Origin of the sequence: Pseudomonas sivasensis, from assembly GCF_021391435.1 — a bacterium.
Taxonomy (GTDB): Bacteria; Pseudomonadota; Gammaproteobacteria; order Pseudomonadales; family Pseudomonadaceae; genus Aquipseudomonas; species Aquipseudomonas sivasensis.
In genome coordinates this window covers 2,295,171-2,311,531 of sequence record NZ_CP090029.1, presented here as the reverse complement: position 1 = coordinate 2,311,531, position 16,361 = coordinate 2,295,171, and the positions used below count along the sequence as shown (strand labels likewise).

General features: G+C 56.9%; 14 protein-coding genes. 8 read left to right on the top strand and 6 right to left on the bottom strand.

The annotated features are described in order from the left end of the window. Nucleotides 1-56 precede the first annotated feature (56 nt). Entirely contained in the window at nt 57-962 is a 906-nt protein-coding gene (locus LRO94_RS10535) for a LysR family transcriptional regulator (protein ID WP_032886652.1), read from the bottom strand. 132 nt (nt 963-1,094) lie between these two features. Here LRO94_RS10535 and LRO94_RS10530 point away from each other — a divergent pair, with 132 nt between their 5' ends. Genes LRO94_RS10530 through LRO94_RS10520 form a run of 3 tightly spaced genes read left to right on the top strand, consistent with a single transcriptional unit; the run spans nt 1,095 to nt 3,682 of the window. After that, on the top strand, nt 1,095-1,793 hold the full coding sequence (locus LRO94_RS10530; RefSeq protein ID WP_032886653.1) for a CoA transferase subunit A: 699 nt from the start codon (nt 1,095-1,097) through the stop codon (nt 1,791-1,793). Between the two features lie 36 nt (nt 1,794-1,829). Then, nucleotides 1,830-2,489: a CoA transferase subunit B gene (locus LRO94_RS10525; protein ID WP_032886654.1), complete on the top strand. Its 660-nt coding sequence runs from the start codon at nt 1,830-1,832 to the stop codon at nt 2,487-2,489. Between the two features lie 11 nt (nt 2,490-2,500). Then, entirely contained in the window at nt 2,501-3,682 is a 1,182-nt protein-coding gene (locus LRO94_RS10520; protein ID WP_095186510.1) for an acetyl-CoA C-acetyltransferase, read from the top strand. 40 nt (nt 3,683-3,722) lie between these two features. Here LRO94_RS10520 and LRO94_RS10515 read toward each other — a convergent pair whose 3' ends face one another. Continuing rightward, complete coding sequence (locus tag LRO94_RS10515) at nt 3,723-4,145, bottom strand: PaaI family thioesterase (RefSeq protein WP_179179260.1); 423 nt, start codon at nt 4,143-4,145, stop codon at nt 3,723-3,725. A gap of 155 nt (nt 4,146-4,300) precedes the next feature. Between LRO94_RS10515 and LRO94_RS10510 the strand changes: the two genes are divergently transcribed. Further along, the gene (locus tag LRO94_RS10510) at nt 4,301-5,140 is read left to right on the top strand and encodes a DUF4349 domain-containing protein (protein ID WP_179179261.1); all 840 of its coding nucleotides are present in this window, start codon (nt 4,301-4,303) and stop codon (nt 5,138-5,140) included. Here LRO94_RS10510 and LRO94_RS10505 read toward each other — a convergent pair whose 3' ends face one another. Then, nucleotides 5,141-6,226 (bottom strand): DUF1615 domain-containing protein, encoded by a 1,086-nt coding sequence (locus LRO94_RS10505; protein ID WP_095186508.1) that lies wholly within the window; start codon nt 6,224-6,226, stop codon nt 5,141-5,143. It lies immediately after the preceding gene. 245 nt (nt 6,227-6,471) lie between these two features. Here LRO94_RS10505 and LRO94_RS10500 point away from each other — a divergent pair, with 245 nt between their 5' ends. The 4 genes from LRO94_RS10500 (at nt 6,472) to LRO94_RS10485 (ending at nt 13,591) form a co-directional block, all read left to right on the top strand. Continuing rightward, nucleotides 6,472-11,316 carry an RHS repeat-associated core domain-containing protein gene (locus LRO94_RS10500; protein WP_233896997.1) on the top strand — a complete coding sequence of 1,615 codons (4,845 nt, stop codon included), beginning with the start codon at nt 6,472-6,474 and terminating at the stop codon, nt 11,314-11,316. A gap of 3 nt (nt 11,317-11,319) precedes the next feature. Next, complete coding sequence (locus tag LRO94_RS10495; RefSeq protein ID WP_179179262.1) at nt 11,320-11,739, top strand: hypothetical protein; 420 nt, start codon at nt 11,320-11,322, stop codon at nt 11,737-11,739. Nucleotides 11,740-11,909: 170 nt separating this feature from the next. Next, nucleotides 11,910-12,326, top strand: coding sequence for a hypothetical protein (locus LRO94_RS10490; protein WP_179179263.1), 417 nt, complete (start codon nt 11,910-11,912; stop codon nt 12,324-12,326). 962 nt (nt 12,327-13,288) lie between these two features. Next, nucleotides 13,289-13,591 carry a contact-dependent growth inhibition system immunity protein gene (locus LRO94_RS10485; protein WP_179179264.1) on the top strand — a complete coding sequence of 101 codons (303 nt, stop codon included), beginning with the start codon at nt 13,289-13,291 and terminating at the stop codon, nt 13,589-13,591. 64 nt (nt 13,592-13,655) lie between these two features. Here the strand turns inward: LRO94_RS10485 and hemB are convergent, their stop codons facing one another. From hemB to LRO94_RS10470, 3 genes are all read right to left on the bottom strand, one after another. Further along, a complete protein-coding gene (gene hemB / locus LRO94_RS10480; protein WP_179179265.1) occupies nt 13,656-14,630 on the bottom strand; it encodes a porphobilinogen synthase in 975 nt (324 codons plus the stop codon). A 116-nt stretch (nt 14,631-14,746) separates the two neighbouring features. Further along, on the bottom strand, nt 14,747-15,589 hold the full coding sequence (locus LRO94_RS10475) for a PhzF family phenazine biosynthesis protein (RefSeq protein ID WP_179179266.1): 843 nt from the start codon (nt 15,587-15,589) through the stop codon (nt 14,747-14,749). Nucleotides 15,590-15,592: 3 nt separating this feature from the next. Then, nucleotides 15,593-16,291, bottom strand: a complete 699-nt coding sequence (locus tag LRO94_RS10470) for a glutathione S-transferase N-terminal domain-containing protein (protein ID WP_032886667.1) — start codon at nt 16,289-16,291, stop codon at nt 15,593-15,595. Nucleotides 16,292-16,361 lie beyond the last annotated feature (70 nt).

The following is a 16,361-nucleotide window of genomic DNA, read 5'->3' as shown; positions in this document are numbered from 1 at the left end:
CAGCATTAAATATTAAAGCCCGCTCGTTAGTTCGAGCGGGCTTTTTAATTACTGCCTTATAACAACGCCGGAAACCGCCCCTTCCCCGCTTCATCCCGAAAAATATCAAACAATACTTGCGCCGCCGCCGACAGCTCATGCCCAGGCTTGGTCAGCACACCAATCGGCCGCTCAATCACCGGGCTGTTTAAGGTGATGCAATGAGCGCCAGCCTCTTCCATCTGCTGGGCACACAACGCAGGCACGGCGCTGACGCCGAGGCCATTGGCAACCATCTTGCCAACCGTTGCCAGTTGATGGCTTTCCAGCGCCACGGGCAGTTTCATCTGCAAGGCGCCCAAGTGCTCTTCCAGCATCACTCGTACCGTGGACGGTCGCTGCAACGTGATGAACGGCTGCTCCAGCAACGTCGCCCAATCGATCTCGGCACATTGCGCCAAAGGCGAATCACCCGGCACCACGGCAATAAAGCGATCCAAGTACAACGGTGTAAATGCCAAAGACGAGCCTTCCGACGGCTCAAATGCGACGCCCAGCTCCACCTGACGGTCGCGAACCATCTCCAGCACTTGCTCATTGATCAAGTCATGCACTGTCACATTCACTTGGGGGTAACGTGCACGGAATATCTTCAGGATCGGCGGCAGCAAATTGCCTGCAAACGATGGCATCGCCGCCACCGTGACCCGACCGCGTTGCAGCGTGAACCGTTGGCGCAGCTCATCTTCGGCATTGTCCCAATCCGCAATCAGCCGGCGCGCCAGGGGCAACAGGGATTCACCTTCCGGGGTCAGTGCAACGTTGCGGGTGTTACGGCTGAACAAACGGCCACCCAATCCTTCTTCCAGGCCCTTGATCGTCAGGCTCAGCGCCGATTGAGAGAGATGCAAGCGCTCGCAGGCGGCGGCAAAACTCAGGCTCTGGGCCACGGCGAGAAACGCCCGCATCTGCTTAACGGTCATGACGCTGCTCCGAGGGGGAATGAACTATGCTGTTTTTTAAATCAATCAACCTTAAAAAACAACTTAACAAATCAATCCGTCAGCGCAACACTCGGTTCACTGGCTGGACCACACACAATAAAAGAGGTGCATATGGCAGGTTTCGATAAACGCGTAGCGTCCTATGAAGAAGCGCTGGCAGGCCTGGAAGACGGCATGACCGTACTCTCCGGCGGTTTTGGCCTGTGCGGCATTCCTGAAAACCTCATCAACGAGATCAAGCGCAAAGGCACCCGCGACCTGACCGTCGTTTCCAACAACTGCGGTGTCGACGGTTTCGGCTTGGGCGTGCTGCTGGAAGAAAAACAGATCAGCAAAGTGATCGCCTCCTACGTGGGTGAAAACGCTCTGTTCGAGAAACAACTGCTCAGCGGCGAAATTGAAGTGGTCCTCACCCCCCAGGGCACCCTCGCAGAGAAAATGCGCGCAGGCGGTGCCGGTATCCCGGCCTTCTTCACCGCCACCGGTGTTGGCACCCCCGTCGCCGAGGGCAAGGAAACCCGCGAATTCAATGGTCGTCCGTACCTAATGGAAGAATCCATCACCGGGGACTTCGCCATCGTCAAAGGCTGGAAAGCCGACCACTTCGGCAACGTCATCTATCGCCACACCGCCCAGAACTTCAACCCGCTGGCCGCCACTGCCGGCAAGATCACCGTGGTCGAAGTCGAGGAAATCGTCGAACCGGGCGAGCTGGACCCGGCGCAGATCCACACCCCTGGCATCTACGTCGACCGGATCATCTGCGGCACGTTCGAGAAGCGCATCGAACAGCGCACCGTGCGCAAATAATCCGCCTCCAGCCCTAAGAATAAGAGGAACACAACCATGGCTCTGACCCGCGAACAAATGGCTCAACGCGTCGCCCGCGAAATGCAGGACGGTTTCTACGTGAACCTCGGCATCGGCATTCCGACCCTGGTGGCCAACTACATTCCCGAAGGCATGGAAGTCATGCTGCAATCGGAAAACGGCCTGCTGGGCATGGGGCCGTTTCCTACCGAAGAAACCATCGATGCCGACATGATCAACGCCGGCAAGCAAACCGTGACCGCGCGTATCGGCGCGTCGATCTTCTCCTCTGCCGAGTCTTTCGCGATGATTCGCGGCGGCCATGTCGACCTCACCGTGCTTGGCGCGTTTGAAGTCGACGTACACGGCAACATCGCCTCGTGGATGATCCCTGGCAAATTGGTCAAAGGCATGGGCGGCGCCATGGACCTGGTGGCAGGCGCGGAAAACATCATCGTGATCATGACTCACGCGTCCAAGGACGGCGAATCCAAGTTGCTCAGCCAGTGCAGCCTGCCGCTGACCGGCGCCAACTGCATCAAGCGTGTCCTGACCGACCTGGCGTACCTGGAAATCGAAAATGGCGCTTTTGTCCTCAAGGAACGCGCACCAGGCGTCAGCGTTGAAGAGATTGTGAGCAAGACCGCCGGTAAACTGATCGTCCCGGACCACGTTCCAGAAATGCACTTCCAGTGAGGACAGATTCCATGCAAGACGTCGTGATTGTTGCTGCCACCCGCACCGCCGTGGGCAGCTTTCAAGGTTCCCTGGCCAGCATCCCGGCGCCGGAACTGGGCGCCGCCGTGATCCGTCGCCTGCTGGAGCAGACCGGCCTGGACCCGGCTCAAGTGGATGAAGTGATCCTTGGCCAGGTACTTACCGCAGGCTCAGGCCAGAACCCGGCGCGCCAGGCGTCGATCCTCGCCGGCCTGCCCCACGCCGTGCCCGCCCTGACCCTGAACAAGGTCTGCGGCTCAGGCCTCAAGGCTCTTCACCTCGGCGCCCAAGCCATCCGTTGCGGCGACGCGGACGTGATCATCGCCGGCGGCATGGAGAACATGAGCCTTGCCCCGTACGTATTGCCCGCGGCACGTACCGGTTTGCGCATGGGCCACGCCAAAATGGTCGACAGCATGATCACCGATGGCCTGTGGGATGCGTTCAACGACTACCACATGGGCATCACCGCCGAAAACCTGGTGGACAAGTACAACATCAGCCGTGAAGCCCAGGACGCGTTCGCTGCCGCATCGCAGCAAAAAGCCAGCGCGGCCATCGAAGCCGGGCGCTTTGCGGACGAAATCACACCGATCCTGATCCCCCAGCGCAAGGGCGACCCCGTGTCCTTCGCCGTGGATGAACAGCCGCGCGCCGGCACCACCGCCGAATCCCTGGCCAAGCTCAAACCAGCGTTCAAGAAAGACGGCAGTGTCACGGCCGGCAACGCCTCAAGCCTCAATGACGGCGCCGCAGCGGTGCTGCTGATGAGTGCCGACAAAGCCAAGGCCCTCGGCCTGCCGGTATTGGCGCGAATTGCCAGCTACGCCAACGCCGGCGTCGACCCGGCGATCATGGGCATCGGCCCGGTCTCGGCCACCCGTCGATGCCTGGATAAAGCTGGCTGGAAACTGAGTGACCTGGACCTGATCGAAGCCAACGAAGCCTTCGCCGCTCAAGCGTTGGCAGTGGGCAAAGAGCTGGAATGGGATGCCGAAAAGGTCAACGTCAACGGCGGCGCCATCGCCATCGGACACCCCATCGGCGCTTCAGGCTGCCGCGTGCTGGTGACCCTGCTGCATGAAATGATCAAGCGCGACGCCAAGAAAGGCCTCGCAACGCTGTGCATCGGTGGCGGCCAAGGCGTAGCCCTCGCCCTCGAACGCGGCTGATAATGCAGGAGGGGGCTTGCCCCCCTCCTGCATCAGATCTTCATTGGGTGTCAGACTGAGGCACCGCAAACACCGCATTCGCCCGCACCACAACCTTCTCCCCCACCTGCAAACTCACCGTCCCAAATGCCATCTGCCGCCCACGCTTGTGATGCTCCAAGCGCACGGTAATCCACTCGCCAACCTGCACCGCCCCCAGGTAATCCACCGTCATGCTCGCAGTAATCAGCGGCAACGGCGGCTCACTGGAAAACGCCATCGCGTAGCCCATGCCGATATCCGCCAGGGTTGCCAAGACCCCGCCATGCACCGTGCCGCGCCCATTGGCGTGGCGATTGTCGGCGCGCAGGCCGACTTCCAGTTGCAATCCCTCCCCCCGGCAATACGCAGGGCCAAGCAGGTCGAGCAATGGGCTGCTACGAGGCAGAGGGGCAAAACCTTCAGGCACGGCGCGAGCAATCATGGCAGTTCTTCCTTGGCATCAGGTTTGACATGTACGCCACGCTCCAAACGGTAGCCATCACCATCAACTGCGCAAATCTTGCGCGATGCTTTGCGTTAATCCGCCAGACCCGCTTTAATCGCCGCCAATTTCCCCGCACACCTCAAGGAACTGCAATGCGCCATCCGGACGGCAACCTTAAATCGCTTCGCGTGCCACTGTTGATCTTGCTGACCGGCCTGGCCCTGGCCGGCTGCTCGCCCAAGGATCACTCTCGCGCCACGGTGATCAACGGTGAACAAGGCAAAGCCGGTGCCCAATTGGCCTATGAGCATGAATTGACCCTGGCCCTGCCCGGCGCCCTGCTCGCGCCACGGATGCAGGCCACCCGTGAGGCGTGTGAAACAGCTAGGTTTGGCGCGTGCAATATCCTGGGTATTACCGAAGACGGTAGCAGTGGCGAGATCATCTTGCGCATCGCACCAACGGGTGTGGAGCCGATAGTCGCCATGGCGGCTGAAGGCGGCACACTTGGCCAGCGCATCACCACCGCCGAAGACCTGGCCGACGCAGTTGCCGATGTAAACCGCCGCCAAGCCCGCCTGCAGGCCCAGCAACAACGTCTCGACGAACTGGCCAAGCGCAAGGACATCACCGTTAGCGACCTGATCGCCTTGAGCAAGGAACAGGCCGGCATTGAAAACGACCTGCAGGAACTTGCCCAGATTGCCGCCGGCCAGCAACGTCGTCTCGACACCAACCGCGTCACCTTGAACTTCCGCTCATCCGATGGCGCGAACCAAGCTTCACGCTTCAGCCGGATGTTCAGCAACCTGGGGACTAATCTGGTAGAGGGCACCGCAGATGCCTTGGAACGCGCCAGCTATGTGCTGCCGTTCGTGATCCTGGCGTTCCCGGTGGTGTGGTTGTGGGTTTGGCTGTGGCGTAAGTTTGTCGTGAGGGGCAGGCGTCCTGTGGCCAGTGAGCGTCCTCTGGCCCCCTCGCCACAAAGGTGATCAGCGCTTCATACAGCGCTGAAACCGCTCATCCACCCGCTTGGCAAACCATGCCGTGGTCAGGTTGCGAGTGATCTTTGGACTCTTGAGCACGATGCCCGGCAGGATCGCCCGAGGCATCGGTTTACCAGCAGCCTTGTCAGCCAACGCAAATACACGCTTGTAAAGGGTGGTGTCCTCGAAATCCAACTGCTCACCCTGCTCCAGTTGGCTGCGGATGCTGGGGTTACGCATGTCCAGCTTGGCGCCCAGGGAGCGCACCGCCAATTCGGTGGTGCCCGGCAGCAGTGATCCATAGCGGATCAAGTCCCCATCCAGCGCCAACTCAGCCCCTGAAGCACGGCTGACCGCTGCCTGAAACGCCGCATTGCGGCTCGCATACCAGCCCGCGTTGAAGTCGGCAAAACGGTACAGCGGCTGGTCGTAATTCACCGGATAACCGAGCAAGTGGGCGATGCCAAAGTACATGCCGCCACGCCGAGTGAAGACCTCCCGACGAATCGTGCCGTCCACCGTGTAGGGATAACCCCGCGCCTGTTTCTGCGCAAAGTCGATGCTGACCTGCATGGGGCCAGCGGTGTGCACAGGGTTGAAGCCACCAAACAACGTATTGCCCAAGGGCACCATGCTGATGAAGTCGTCGAAGATGGCGCTGAGGTCTTTCTCCGTACGTGCCGCACTCAACCGGTCGGCGTAGGACTTTCCGGTGGGCGACTTCAATTGCAGCGCGCTGCGCACCACGAACGCCGGCACATGCACTTTGCCGGCGCGGCGCAGGATTTCGTCCTGGGCGATCTTGCCCATATTGGGTACGGGTGGGTCCACCTGATAAGTGGACTCCTGCTCAGTCACCGCCAGCACAGCGCAAATATTCTCGGTGCTGGGGTAGATCTTTTGGGTGTCGAAAGCGGTGTAGATGTCTTGGGCCCAACCATTGCGATCCGCCACCTTGGCTGGAAGCAGACGCACGATCTGCGCCTTCACCTCGGCCTCGCTGCGCTCCGGTTGCTGCGGACCGCGTGAAGTGGAGCAACCGGCCAGCACCAGCAAGGGGATGAGGCACAGGATCAGGCGGCGTGGGGACATGGGGCTTCCTTGAGGACGATGGGCCAGGCGTTGCGGATATTGACCGGTAAGTCTAACGCGGGTTCGCGTCCCTGCCTGCTGTATGACCGAAGGGGTGTAAACGCCGCGGAAACTTCCCACGCAAGCGCCGGATAAGCGCTACTCCCCGCTGCGGAAAACGCCTGCAAAGTCCCTCGCCTGAATACACAGTGCGAGGGATTGCAGATGGTTTTTTTCGTTAAGGCCCCAACTGATGGGGCTGTCTTTTGATTCCCGTCATTGCCAGCTTTGTCCTGGCACCCATGGATCCCGAGGCGCCGGATGTTGAGCGCGTCTTTGGGGACTTCCGTCATTGCCTGAACACCTTTGATACCTGGGCCGAAAGCTTCTGGAGCGGTTCGGCATTGGAAGTCGAGCAGGTCTTCAAGGTAGGGGACGAGGTGGCGCTGGTCGCGCCGGTTTCTTCCAAAGCCCCGAGCAAAACAGTTGCGATGTGCAGTGCCCAAGGCTCGTTGACCTTGGTGCATATGTTCGAAAGCACGCGCTTCGTGCCTATCGGCAATACGCCGGTGATGCTGCAAGCCATCGCGGCGGACGGCAGCCCGATGGGTCTGCCGCTGTATCGAACCATCGGCCCCAGCGGCATCCTCGAAATCACCGAGTGTGATCGCAACCAGCTCTACCAAATCACCTTCTATCCCAACGTTTCCAAGGATCATGTCAAGGCGCTGTATGCGTCTTATCAGACGGTGATTGCGGGGTTGGAGGGTCGTCTGCGGGATGAGTGGACGGAGACGTTCCAACCCCAATGGCAAGACTTTGCCAACGCCACACCCTTGGAACGCAGCGCGATGCAGGGCGTGGCATTTTCAACCGGGATGGCCAATGCGCTCTACAACCTGTGGGACAACATCACCCAGCTCTATGACCTGCTCGCCGATCTCAAAGCGAATAGCGAGAAGCTGCTGCACTACCTCTCCCAGGCCGAGCTTGATGAGCTGCTGAAACAGGGTGCAGACGCGATTGCCAAGGGCTTGCTGGTGCTGAGCGATGAGCCACTGCTGTTCATCTATGTCTCGGCGATCGTCAGTTGGATACGTCTGCTACCGCCGCCAGACATGTATGAATTACTGGGCGAGATCACCGGTGAAGTGCTGATCAACCTGCTGCTGATGTGGGCGACGGCGGGCACAGGTGTGGCGGTACGCGTGGGTGCGCAGACGCTGAGTTCGATCAAATCCGGCCGCGCGCGGGCATTGTTGGAGTTGCTGGCCAAGCAGCTTGTGGGGCCGAAGCTGGATGCCCATGCCGAGGCGCTCAAGCCGTTGTTGTTGAGCAGTGCGGCGACGCCGATCAAGGCGGTGCCGGTTGCACCGTTGAAGGCTGGGGATCAGTTGATTTCCAACCCGGTGCCGGCGGTTCGTAACAGGACACAGAAGACGGCGTTGGTCAGGCAGGAGCCTGTCGATGATGTGCCTGCTGTATCGACGAATCCGAAGGGCGATGCAGCGGCGTCTTCGGATAAGACGGTAACCAACGGCTGCCCCGTGTCGATGGTTACCGGGGAGGAATTGCTCACGCTCACCGATGGCACGTTGGACGGAGTTTTGCCGTTCGAGTGGACGCGGTTGTATCGCACCAGTGCGGTGGAAGTGGATTGTGGGCTGGGGTTTGGATGGAGTCATTCGCTGGCGCATCGGCTTGTTGTGTCGGGCGATTCCGTGACGTGGACGGACCATGAAAACCGTTCGACCACCCTGCCCTTGCCAACGGTGGCTCGCCCCTCGATCACCAACAGCCTGGCCGAAGCAGCGATCTATTTAGGCGCGTCGCCGGATGAGTTGGTGTTGGCCCAGGCGTCGCGGTTTTATCACTTTCGCGACGGGGCGTTGGTCTCGATCAGTGATGCGTACGACAACCGGCTGCGGATTTCCCGAGACTTTTCAGGGCGCATTGAACGGCTGGATAACGGTGCGGGTTCTTCGCTGTTCTTGCGTTACGAGTCGGACCGCATCATGGCGGTGGACTACCAGGTTCAGCGGGCCAAGGGACATGAGCCTTACGCCTGGATCACGGAGCAGAGTGTTGTTTCCTACGCCTATGACGACATTGGCCGATTGGTTTCGGCGACCAATGCGGTAGGCGAAAGCGAGGTTTACCGCTACGACGATCAGCACGTGATTCTTGAGCGCGGTCTGGCCGGTGGGGCAAGTTTCTTTTGGGCGTGGGAACGGTCCGGCAAAGCGGCGCGATGTGTCCGGCATTGGGCCAGTTTTTCGCAGATGGATACGCGGTATGTCTGGGGGGACGACGGCAGTGTTGTCGTTCACAACGCCGATGATAGCCAGGAAATTTACGTCCACGACGACCGCGCACGGCTGGTGCAGCGCATCGATCCGGACGGTGCTAAGCATTTCAAATCCTACGATGCCCAGGGTCGACTGACGGTCGAGCAGGATCCGCTCGGTGCAGTAACGGCGTATCAGTACGACGATGCCGGACGTTTGGTGGCGCTGTTTCCTGGAGACGATGAGCCAACGTCCTACGAGCATGACAATGGCTTCGTACGGGTTGTAAGGCGTGGCTCAGCGGTCTGGAAGTACGAGCGTAACGACCAGGGCGACGTTACCCGCAGGACCGATCCCGACGGCCATATCACCGACTACAGCTACAACAAATACGGGCAACTGATTGGCGTTTGGCATCCCGATCACAGTTGTCAGCGGTTGGTGTGGAATGAACGCGGCCAACGGGTTGAAGAGCAACTGCCCAATGGTGGGATCAAGCGTTATCGCTACGACGACCTGGGCCGGCAGATTGCCCGCGAGGATGAACATGGCGCGCTGACCCAGTATCAGTGGGATGCAGTCGGTCGATTGGTTCGTATTGTCCTGCCCGGCGGCGCAACGCGGGAATACAGCTACAACCCCTACGGAAAAATCACCGCCGAACGCGATGAATTGGGGCGCATCACCCGTTACGAATACGCCGACGGCCTGCACCTGATCAGCCGTCGCATCAATGCCGATGGCACTCAGGTCAACTATCGCTACGACAACGTCCGTCTACTGCTGACCGAAATTGAAAACGAAGTCGGCGAAACCTACCGGCTGGATTACCACCCCAACGGCCTGATCCAGCAGGAAGTCGGGTTTGATGGGCAACGCACCGCCTACGTCTACGACCTCAACGGCAACCTGCAGGAAAAAACCGAACACGGCGACGACGGCAGTCAGCTCGTCACGCGTTATGAACGCGATTACGCCGGCCGCCTCGTAAGAAAAACGCTACCCGACGGCAGCAAGACCGATTACGCCTACGACCGCCAAGGCAATCTCCTCAGCGTCGACGACGGCCACTGGGCGCTGGCCTACGAGTACGACCAGCAAAACCGCCTCACCGCCGAGCATCAAGGCTGGGGCACCTTGCGTTATGGCTACGACGCCTGCGGCCAACTTCAACACCTGCGCCTGCCGGACAACAACCGCCTCACCTTCAACCACAGCAAAGGCGGCCACCTCGCCACCGTCGAACTCAACGGCAAAACCCTCACCTCGCACCTGTTCAAAGCCGGCCAGGAACACCAACGACAACAAGGCCAACTGCTCAGCCACTACCACTACGACGACCAGCACCGCCTGCACGCCCATGCCGTAACGCAGCAAGAACACCACCTGCTCCAACGCCAATACGACTACGACAGATCCGGCAACCTCACCCGCCTGCTCGACACCCGCAAAGGCGAACACCACTACCACTACGACCCACTAGGCCGCCTCACCCGCGCCGATCACTCCCAAGACCTGCAGGAACGCTTCGGCCACAACCCGGCCGGCAACCTGCTCATGCACGACCGCCCCGGCCCCGACATCGTTGCCGGCAACCGCCTGATGATCCAAGGCGACCGGCATTACGACTACGACGCCTTCGGCAACCTCATCCGCGAACGGCGCGGCCGTGGGCACGCGCTGGTCACCGAATACCGCTACGACTGCCAACACCGGTTGATTGGCATTACCCAGCCTAACGGCCAAACCGCCAGCTACCGCTATGACCCGTTCGGGCGGCGTATCAGCAAAACCGTCGACGGTTTAACCACGGAGTTTTTCTGGCAAGGCGACAAGCTGATTGCCGAGCATCGTGCGGATAGCCACCGCAGCTACATTTACGAACCGGACAGTTTCCGCCCGTTGGCACTGCTGGAAGGCTTGGGTCCTGAGGAAACCAAGCCCTACCACTACCAACTCGACCACCTCGGCACACCGCAGGAACTGACCGATCCAAACGGCGAAATCGTCTGGTCCGCGCACTACCGCGCCTACGGCCAGATCAGCCGCCTCGACAGAGGAAAAATCGACAATCCGCTGCGCTTTCAGGGTCAATACTTTGATCAGGAAAGCGGGCTGCACTACAACCGTCATCGCTACTACAATCCGGATGTTGGTCGTTACCTGACGCCAGATCCGGTGAAGTTGGCGGGGGGGATCAACGCGTACCAGTACGTGCCTAATCCTACGGGGTGGGTGGATCCGCTGGGATTGAGCTCTTGTCCGCAAACAGGTGGATGCAAGCCCACCTTTAAAGAGAAAAACAGTCTTGATTCCGTTGGAGTTGATTCAGGTGAACCATCGACTCCGCAGCCTGAGGTTACCGCAAGACAGGGGCGAATTGAAAAGCTTACCGAGACCAATGCGAAGCGTAGAGTGTTGGAGTACGAAGAAGAATACGACATGCACATGGTCGGTAAACACGGGCCAGAGGTGCAGGCCACCAAAGTAAGTCGACGATCAATAGATGGGAAGGATCCAATAACGGGTAAAGTTCCGAAAAGCAAAATTGGAGTTCCAAGCTCACAATTTAACAGCTGGAAACTCCAACTCCAGGCATGGACGAAAGCAACCTCCAGAGTTGAAAGAGGACTACCGCTTTACACCGGAGTTGACGATAAGAAAAACGATATCGTACGTTTGGAACTGCCAGGGGCAGGACGAGGCTACAGACCTAACAAGAAGGACAAAAATAACCCGAGCTTCAACCCTTCAATGAACGGCGCAGAAATGAAATTTCGTGAAGACGGCACGCCTTTTACACTATTTCCTATTAAGGAGTAACACATGCTATTCCACCCTTCTTCAGACAAAATACCTTTCGACGCCAGCCTATACTATTTTGTGGGGATTTTTGATATTTACGACCAAGAGGAAACCAAGGGAAAAGAACTCGCCCACTACAACCCCAACAACAGTGAAGACAGGGAAACCCTCATACTAAAATATTGCTTGGACCCGTATAACAAGCTCTCTTATCGCCACAAATACAAATTAATGGAAAACTTATCGCTCGCTATAAATACGGAAAACTACAACTTCCACTCATACTTTGAGGACGATCCAGAGCAGTATTCAACAATGGCTTGGGATGAAACACAGATAGATGATCCCCGGGGTTTTTTCTCAGAAATCTACCGCTTAGCCAAAGATGTATGGAAAGAAGACCTGCAAAAGGCAAGCCTTGAAGATCCATCAACCTGGTAACGACACCGCAACTCCCCCTGACAAGCCCCAACCCCTGTGGTGAACTGGCTTGCCCTGCGCTGGGCAAGCCAGTTCACTACAAAGGTTCGCTCATTAAATGAAAGTCGTGCAAGATCAAATTACCGTAATCCTACTCAACCATTTACCGCTCTCCCCCAAGGGATTAAATAATGCTGAAATGCCCATTCACGAGCATTCCTTACACTCCAAATATCGCTCACATATTAGGAGCGCTATCGATATACGATCTTGAGGACACTATTGGAAAAGAATTACGGGAATATGACCCCAACAACAAAACAGACAGAGAAACAATCATAAGCTCCTTTATTCTCAAAGAACTTATATATCTATCATATAGACATCGCTTCATATTGATATCTGCATTAAAAGAGGCACTAGAAAAACCCAACTTTGACTTCGCTAAAGAATTCGAAAGCGATCATGAAGAACATATAACTATGGCCTGGGATGAAACGGAAATAGAAAACCCCCGAGGCTTCTTCGCAGACATCTATCGTCTAGCTAATGAAATCTGGAAAGACGACCTCCAAAAAGCCAGCCTCGAAGACCCATCAACTTGGTAACAACACCGCCACTCCCACTGACAAATCGCAGTCGCTGTGGTGAGCAGGCTTGCCCTGCGCCGGGCTGCGAAGCAGCCCCCTTCAGGCAGATGCGGTGTATCAGGTGGATCGGCGATGTCAGGTTTGAGGTGTATCAACCTCGGAACATCTCGTGAGTCTATGAAGATGAAAAAAATCGGAGAGTGCTATAAAAAAGACAAATTTGAGTATGGAAAAAAAGAGAAGAAACAGCAACCCAGTACCACCTATACGGAACACTGCCATGGAATACCACGCTAAACTTTCTATCCTGCGTAGCCTGCTATTCACCTACAACATCGAAAATCCTGACACTCCGAAAGAGAGATTTTTATCGCATCAAAAAACATAAACAACGACAAATAACTCGCCGACCCACTTGAAAAAAATTTCCAAACCTGAACTCATCAAACACAAAAGAGAGCAAAGAGAGTGACACACCAATACCATTCCGCACTTCTAAAACACGGACAAAAATTTTGAGTCTATATTTTATCTTTCTGCCACTTATTTTAACTATGAAACAACTGACAAAAGGCAATTTATGAAAACCCTTCTACACTGCCTTTGCAGATACAACGCCAAAGTCATAGACAATTTATTAAAAATCATTATAAAACCAATACGTCCACACACAGACTTCAAATAACGCTTATTCACCCAATTACGGAACTTAAGCGTTCACACAATGCAGTTTTTCTTACGAAGATCCAGTAATCAAAGCAGATCGAAAACTTGGGACTGCTTCACAGCACGGCGCTTGGCAAGCCTGCTCACCACAAAGGCTAACTCATCAAATCAAACTCGAAAAACCAAAAAGGTGTAGGCACCAGCCTAAAAAGAGGTTCTCTGACAACCGTTCCTGGGAAAGAAATTTACCTTATCATTCGCAGAGACAAAAAGATGCCAGACGGCTACAGAATCCATACTGGATATCCAAACCCATGAATAAAGATTTCCCCGAACTACAACAATTTCTAGCTGGCTACTTTCATCAAGACTGGGTAGATGAATATAAAAATGCAGATGAAGTGATTGCGAGCTTTATATCTGAATCAGATATAGAAACAATAACCAACGTAAAGCAAGAGCTCAATAAATTAATGTCAATTGAACAGTCCGAACAGGAAATTCAAGATTTTCTTTTTTATGGCATAAGTTGTAACTACTATTATCCTCACGAATGGAAAAATTGGATGTTATGGCTACAACATGTCTATTTAACCTTGAGCGAAGCAAAAAGATAATCAACCGTTATTAGTAGGCATGGCGAGCGACCAATATCGCTCGCCACAGTGTTAAACGCCGCCCTCAGATCCCAGCCAACGCCAAGTCCATCGCAAAGTAAGTAAAGATCAAATCCGCACCCGCGCGCTTGATCGAACCCAACGTCTCACGCACCACCCGATCCTCATCGATCGCGCCCGCCTGGGCACCAAACTTGATCATCGCGTATTCGCCGCTCACCTGGTAAGCCGCCACCGGCAGACGTGAGGCTTCGCGGATGTCGCGGATAATGTCGAGGTAGGCACCGGCCGGTTTGACCATCAGAGCGTCCGCGCCTTCCTGTTCGTCGAGCAGCGATTCGCGCACGGCTTCGCGGCGGTTCATGGGGTTCATCTGGTAGCTCTTTCGGTCGCCTTTGAGGGCGCTGCCGCCGGCTTCGCGGAATGGGCCGTAGAGGGCCGAGGCGAATTTGGTGGAGTAGGCCATGATCGGGATATGGATGAAACCGGCGTCATCCAGCGCGCGGCGGATGGCCTGGACCTGGCCGTCCATGGCGGCCGACGGGGCGATCACGTCGGCGCCGGCGCGGGCGGCGGCTACGGCTTGTTTGCCGAGATTGACCAGGGTCGCGTCATTATCGACATGGGCGCCATGCATCACGCCGCAGTGGCCGTGGTCGGTGTATTCGCAGAAGCAGGTGTCGGACATTATGATCATTTCCGGCACGGCGTCCTTGATGATCGAGGACATGCGCGAGACCAGACCACGTTCTTTCCAGGTATCGCTGCCGTTGGCGTCCAGGTGGTGAGACACGCCAAAGGTCATCACCGACTTGATACCGGCACGGGCATAGCGCTCGATCTCAGCAGCGAGCTTTTTCTCAGGGATGCGCTGCACACCCGGCATGCTGGTGATGGGTACGAAGTCGTCGATTTCTTCTTCAACGAAAATCGGCAGCACCAGGTCGTTGAGGGTGAACTCGGTTTCCTGGAACAAACCACGCAGCTCCGGAGAGCGGCGCAGACGACGTGGGCGGGCTTGGGGGAACTGGCTGGTCATGGTTTTCCTGACATAAAGGCTAAAACTTTGGGGCGAAAGCTTATGCCCCCAGGCCCCGGCAGCACAAATACCAAGGGGCCAACAGTGTATTGCGACGCTCGTAATAATGTATTGATCTAGAGCTGTAGACGCCCTTCGATGCACACCGCAACAGCGCCGCCGATCCAGATTTCATCGCCCTGGCGTTCGACGCTTATACGCCCCGCGCGCCCCATGGCTGTGCCTTGACTGACCACGTAGCGCTCCGGCGCCAGGCCTTCACCCAGCAACCATTGGGCAACGCCTGCATTCAGGCTGCCCGTGGCCGGATCCTCCGGCGCGCCGTCGCCTGCGACAAAGCCACGCACTTCAAATTGGGTATCCACGTCGTCTTGTTCAGGGTTACAGGGGGCAATCACGCCTACGGCCAGCCCCTTCAGCTGTGAATAATCCGGCTGCAACGCCAGGACTTGATCACGATCCGCCAACATCACGGCGAGCCACCCGGCCCCATTGTCAACCCACTGGCTGCGTAGGATGCAGCCCGGCTCCAGGCCCAACCCCAGGCGAATACGCTCCAGCAGGTCTTCCTCCAACGGCCCTGAACGCAGCAACGGCGGCGCGATAAACGCCAGTTCATCACCTTGACGACGGATTCGCACCAGGCCGATTTCACACTCCTGGATAATCTCTTTACCTTTGGGCACCCCGCCCGCCGTCAACCACGCGTGGCAACTGCCCAGCGTCGGATGCCCGGCAAACGGCAGCTCATGCACAGTGGTGAAAATTCTCACTCGGTAGTCAGCACGAGGATCGCGCGGTGTGAGTAAAAACGTGGTTTCACTGAGGTTGGTCCATTTAGCGAAGTCCGCCATCTGTTGATCGCTGAGGCTGTCGGCCCCCAAAACCACCGCCAGCGGGTTGCCCTTGAGCGACACGCGGCTGAACACATCCAGTTGTTTGAAATCGAAAGTCGGCATGCTTCAGCTCGGAATATTTAGGCCACGGATCACTGCCGGGCGGGCAACAAAACCGTCCAGCGCGCGCAGTACGTTAGGGAAGTCGGCGATGCCTACGATATCGCCCGATTCATAAAAGCCGATCAGATTGCGAATCCATGGGAAGGTAGCAATGTCGGCGATGCTGTAGTCATCGCCCATGATCCAGGTGCGACCGAGCAGGCGTTTTTCCAGGACTTCGAGCAGGCGGCGGGATTCGGCGGCGTAGCGGTCGCGGGGTCGCTTGTCTTCGTAGGCCTTGCCGGCGAATTTGTTGAAAAAACCCAACTGGCCGAACATCGGGCCGATGCCGCCCATCTGGAACATCAGCCATTGAATCGTTTCATAGCGTGTCGCAGGATCTTCGGAGAGCAACTGGCTGGTTTTTTCTGCCAGGTAGATCAATATCGCGCCGGATTCAAACAGCGCCAACGGCTGGCCAGCCGGGCCGTCGGGGTCGATGATCGCGGGGATTTTGTTATTGGGGTTCAGGGACAGGAACTCGGGGGACAACTGGTCCTGGGTCTCGAAACTGACCTTGTGCGCCTCGTAAGGCAGGCCCAGTTCTTCGAGCATGATCGAGACTTTTACCCCGTTGGGCGTGGGCAACGAGTACAGTTGCAAGCGCTCGGGGTGCTGGGCAGGCCATTTGCTATTGATTGGGAATGCGGCAAGTGGGTTCATCAGGAAATCCCTGGCTAGGCAGAAAGTCCCCATGATAGACATCTCCCCGGTGTCCTGCATGGGTCATCAA

What these genes read in the sequence shown, in the direction of transcription:
- LRO94_RS10535 (WP_032886652.1), bottom strand. Translation starts at nt 962, where the DNA reads ATGACCGTTAAGCAGATGCGGGCGTTTCTCGCCGTGGCCCAGAGCCTG.
- LRO94_RS10530 (WP_032886653.1), top strand. Translation starts at nt 1,095, where the DNA reads ATGGCAGGTTTCGATAAACGCGTAGCGTCCTATGAAGAAGCGCTGGCA.
- LRO94_RS10525 (WP_032886654.1), top strand. Translation starts at nt 1,830, where the DNA reads ATGGCTCTGACCCGCGAACAAATGGCTCAACGCGTCGCCCGCGAAATG.
- LRO94_RS10520 (WP_095186510.1), top strand. Translation starts at nt 2,501, where the DNA reads ATGCAAGACGTCGTGATTGTTGCTGCCACCCGCACCGCCGTGGGCAGC.
- LRO94_RS10515 (WP_179179260.1), bottom strand. Translation starts at nt 4,145, where the DNA reads ATGATTGCTCGCGCCGTGCCTGAAGGTTTTGCCCCTCTGCCTCGTAGC.
- LRO94_RS10510 (WP_179179261.1), top strand. Translation starts at nt 4,301, where the DNA reads ATGCGCCATCCGGACGGCAACCTTAAATCGCTTCGCGTGCCACTGTTG.
- LRO94_RS10505 (WP_095186508.1), bottom strand. Translation starts at nt 6,226, where the DNA reads ATGTCCCCACGCCGCCTGATCCTGTGCCTCATCCCCTTGCTGGTGCTG.
- LRO94_RS10495 (WP_179179262.1), top strand. Translation starts at nt 11,320, where the DNA reads ATGCTATTCCACCCTTCTTCAGACAAAATACCTTTCGACGCCAGCCTA.
- LRO94_RS10490 (WP_179179263.1), top strand. Translation starts at nt 11,910, where the DNA reads ATGCTGAAATGCCCATTCACGAGCATTCCTTACACTCCAAATATCGCT.
- LRO94_RS10485 (WP_179179264.1), top strand. Translation starts at nt 13,289, where the DNA reads ATGAATAAAGATTTCCCCGAACTACAACAATTTCTAGCTGGCTACTTT.
- hemB (WP_179179265.1), bottom strand. Translation starts at nt 14,630, where the DNA reads ATGACCAGCCAGTTCCCCCAAGCCCGCCCACGTCGTCTGCGCCGCTCT.
- LRO94_RS10475 (WP_179179266.1), bottom strand. Translation starts at nt 15,589, where the DNA reads ATGCCGACTTTCGATTTCAAACAACTGGATGTGTTCAGCCGCGTGTCG.
- LRO94_RS10470 (WP_032886667.1), bottom strand. Translation starts at nt 16,291, where the DNA reads ATGAACCCACTTGCCGCATTCCCAATCAATAGCAAATGGCCTGCCCAG.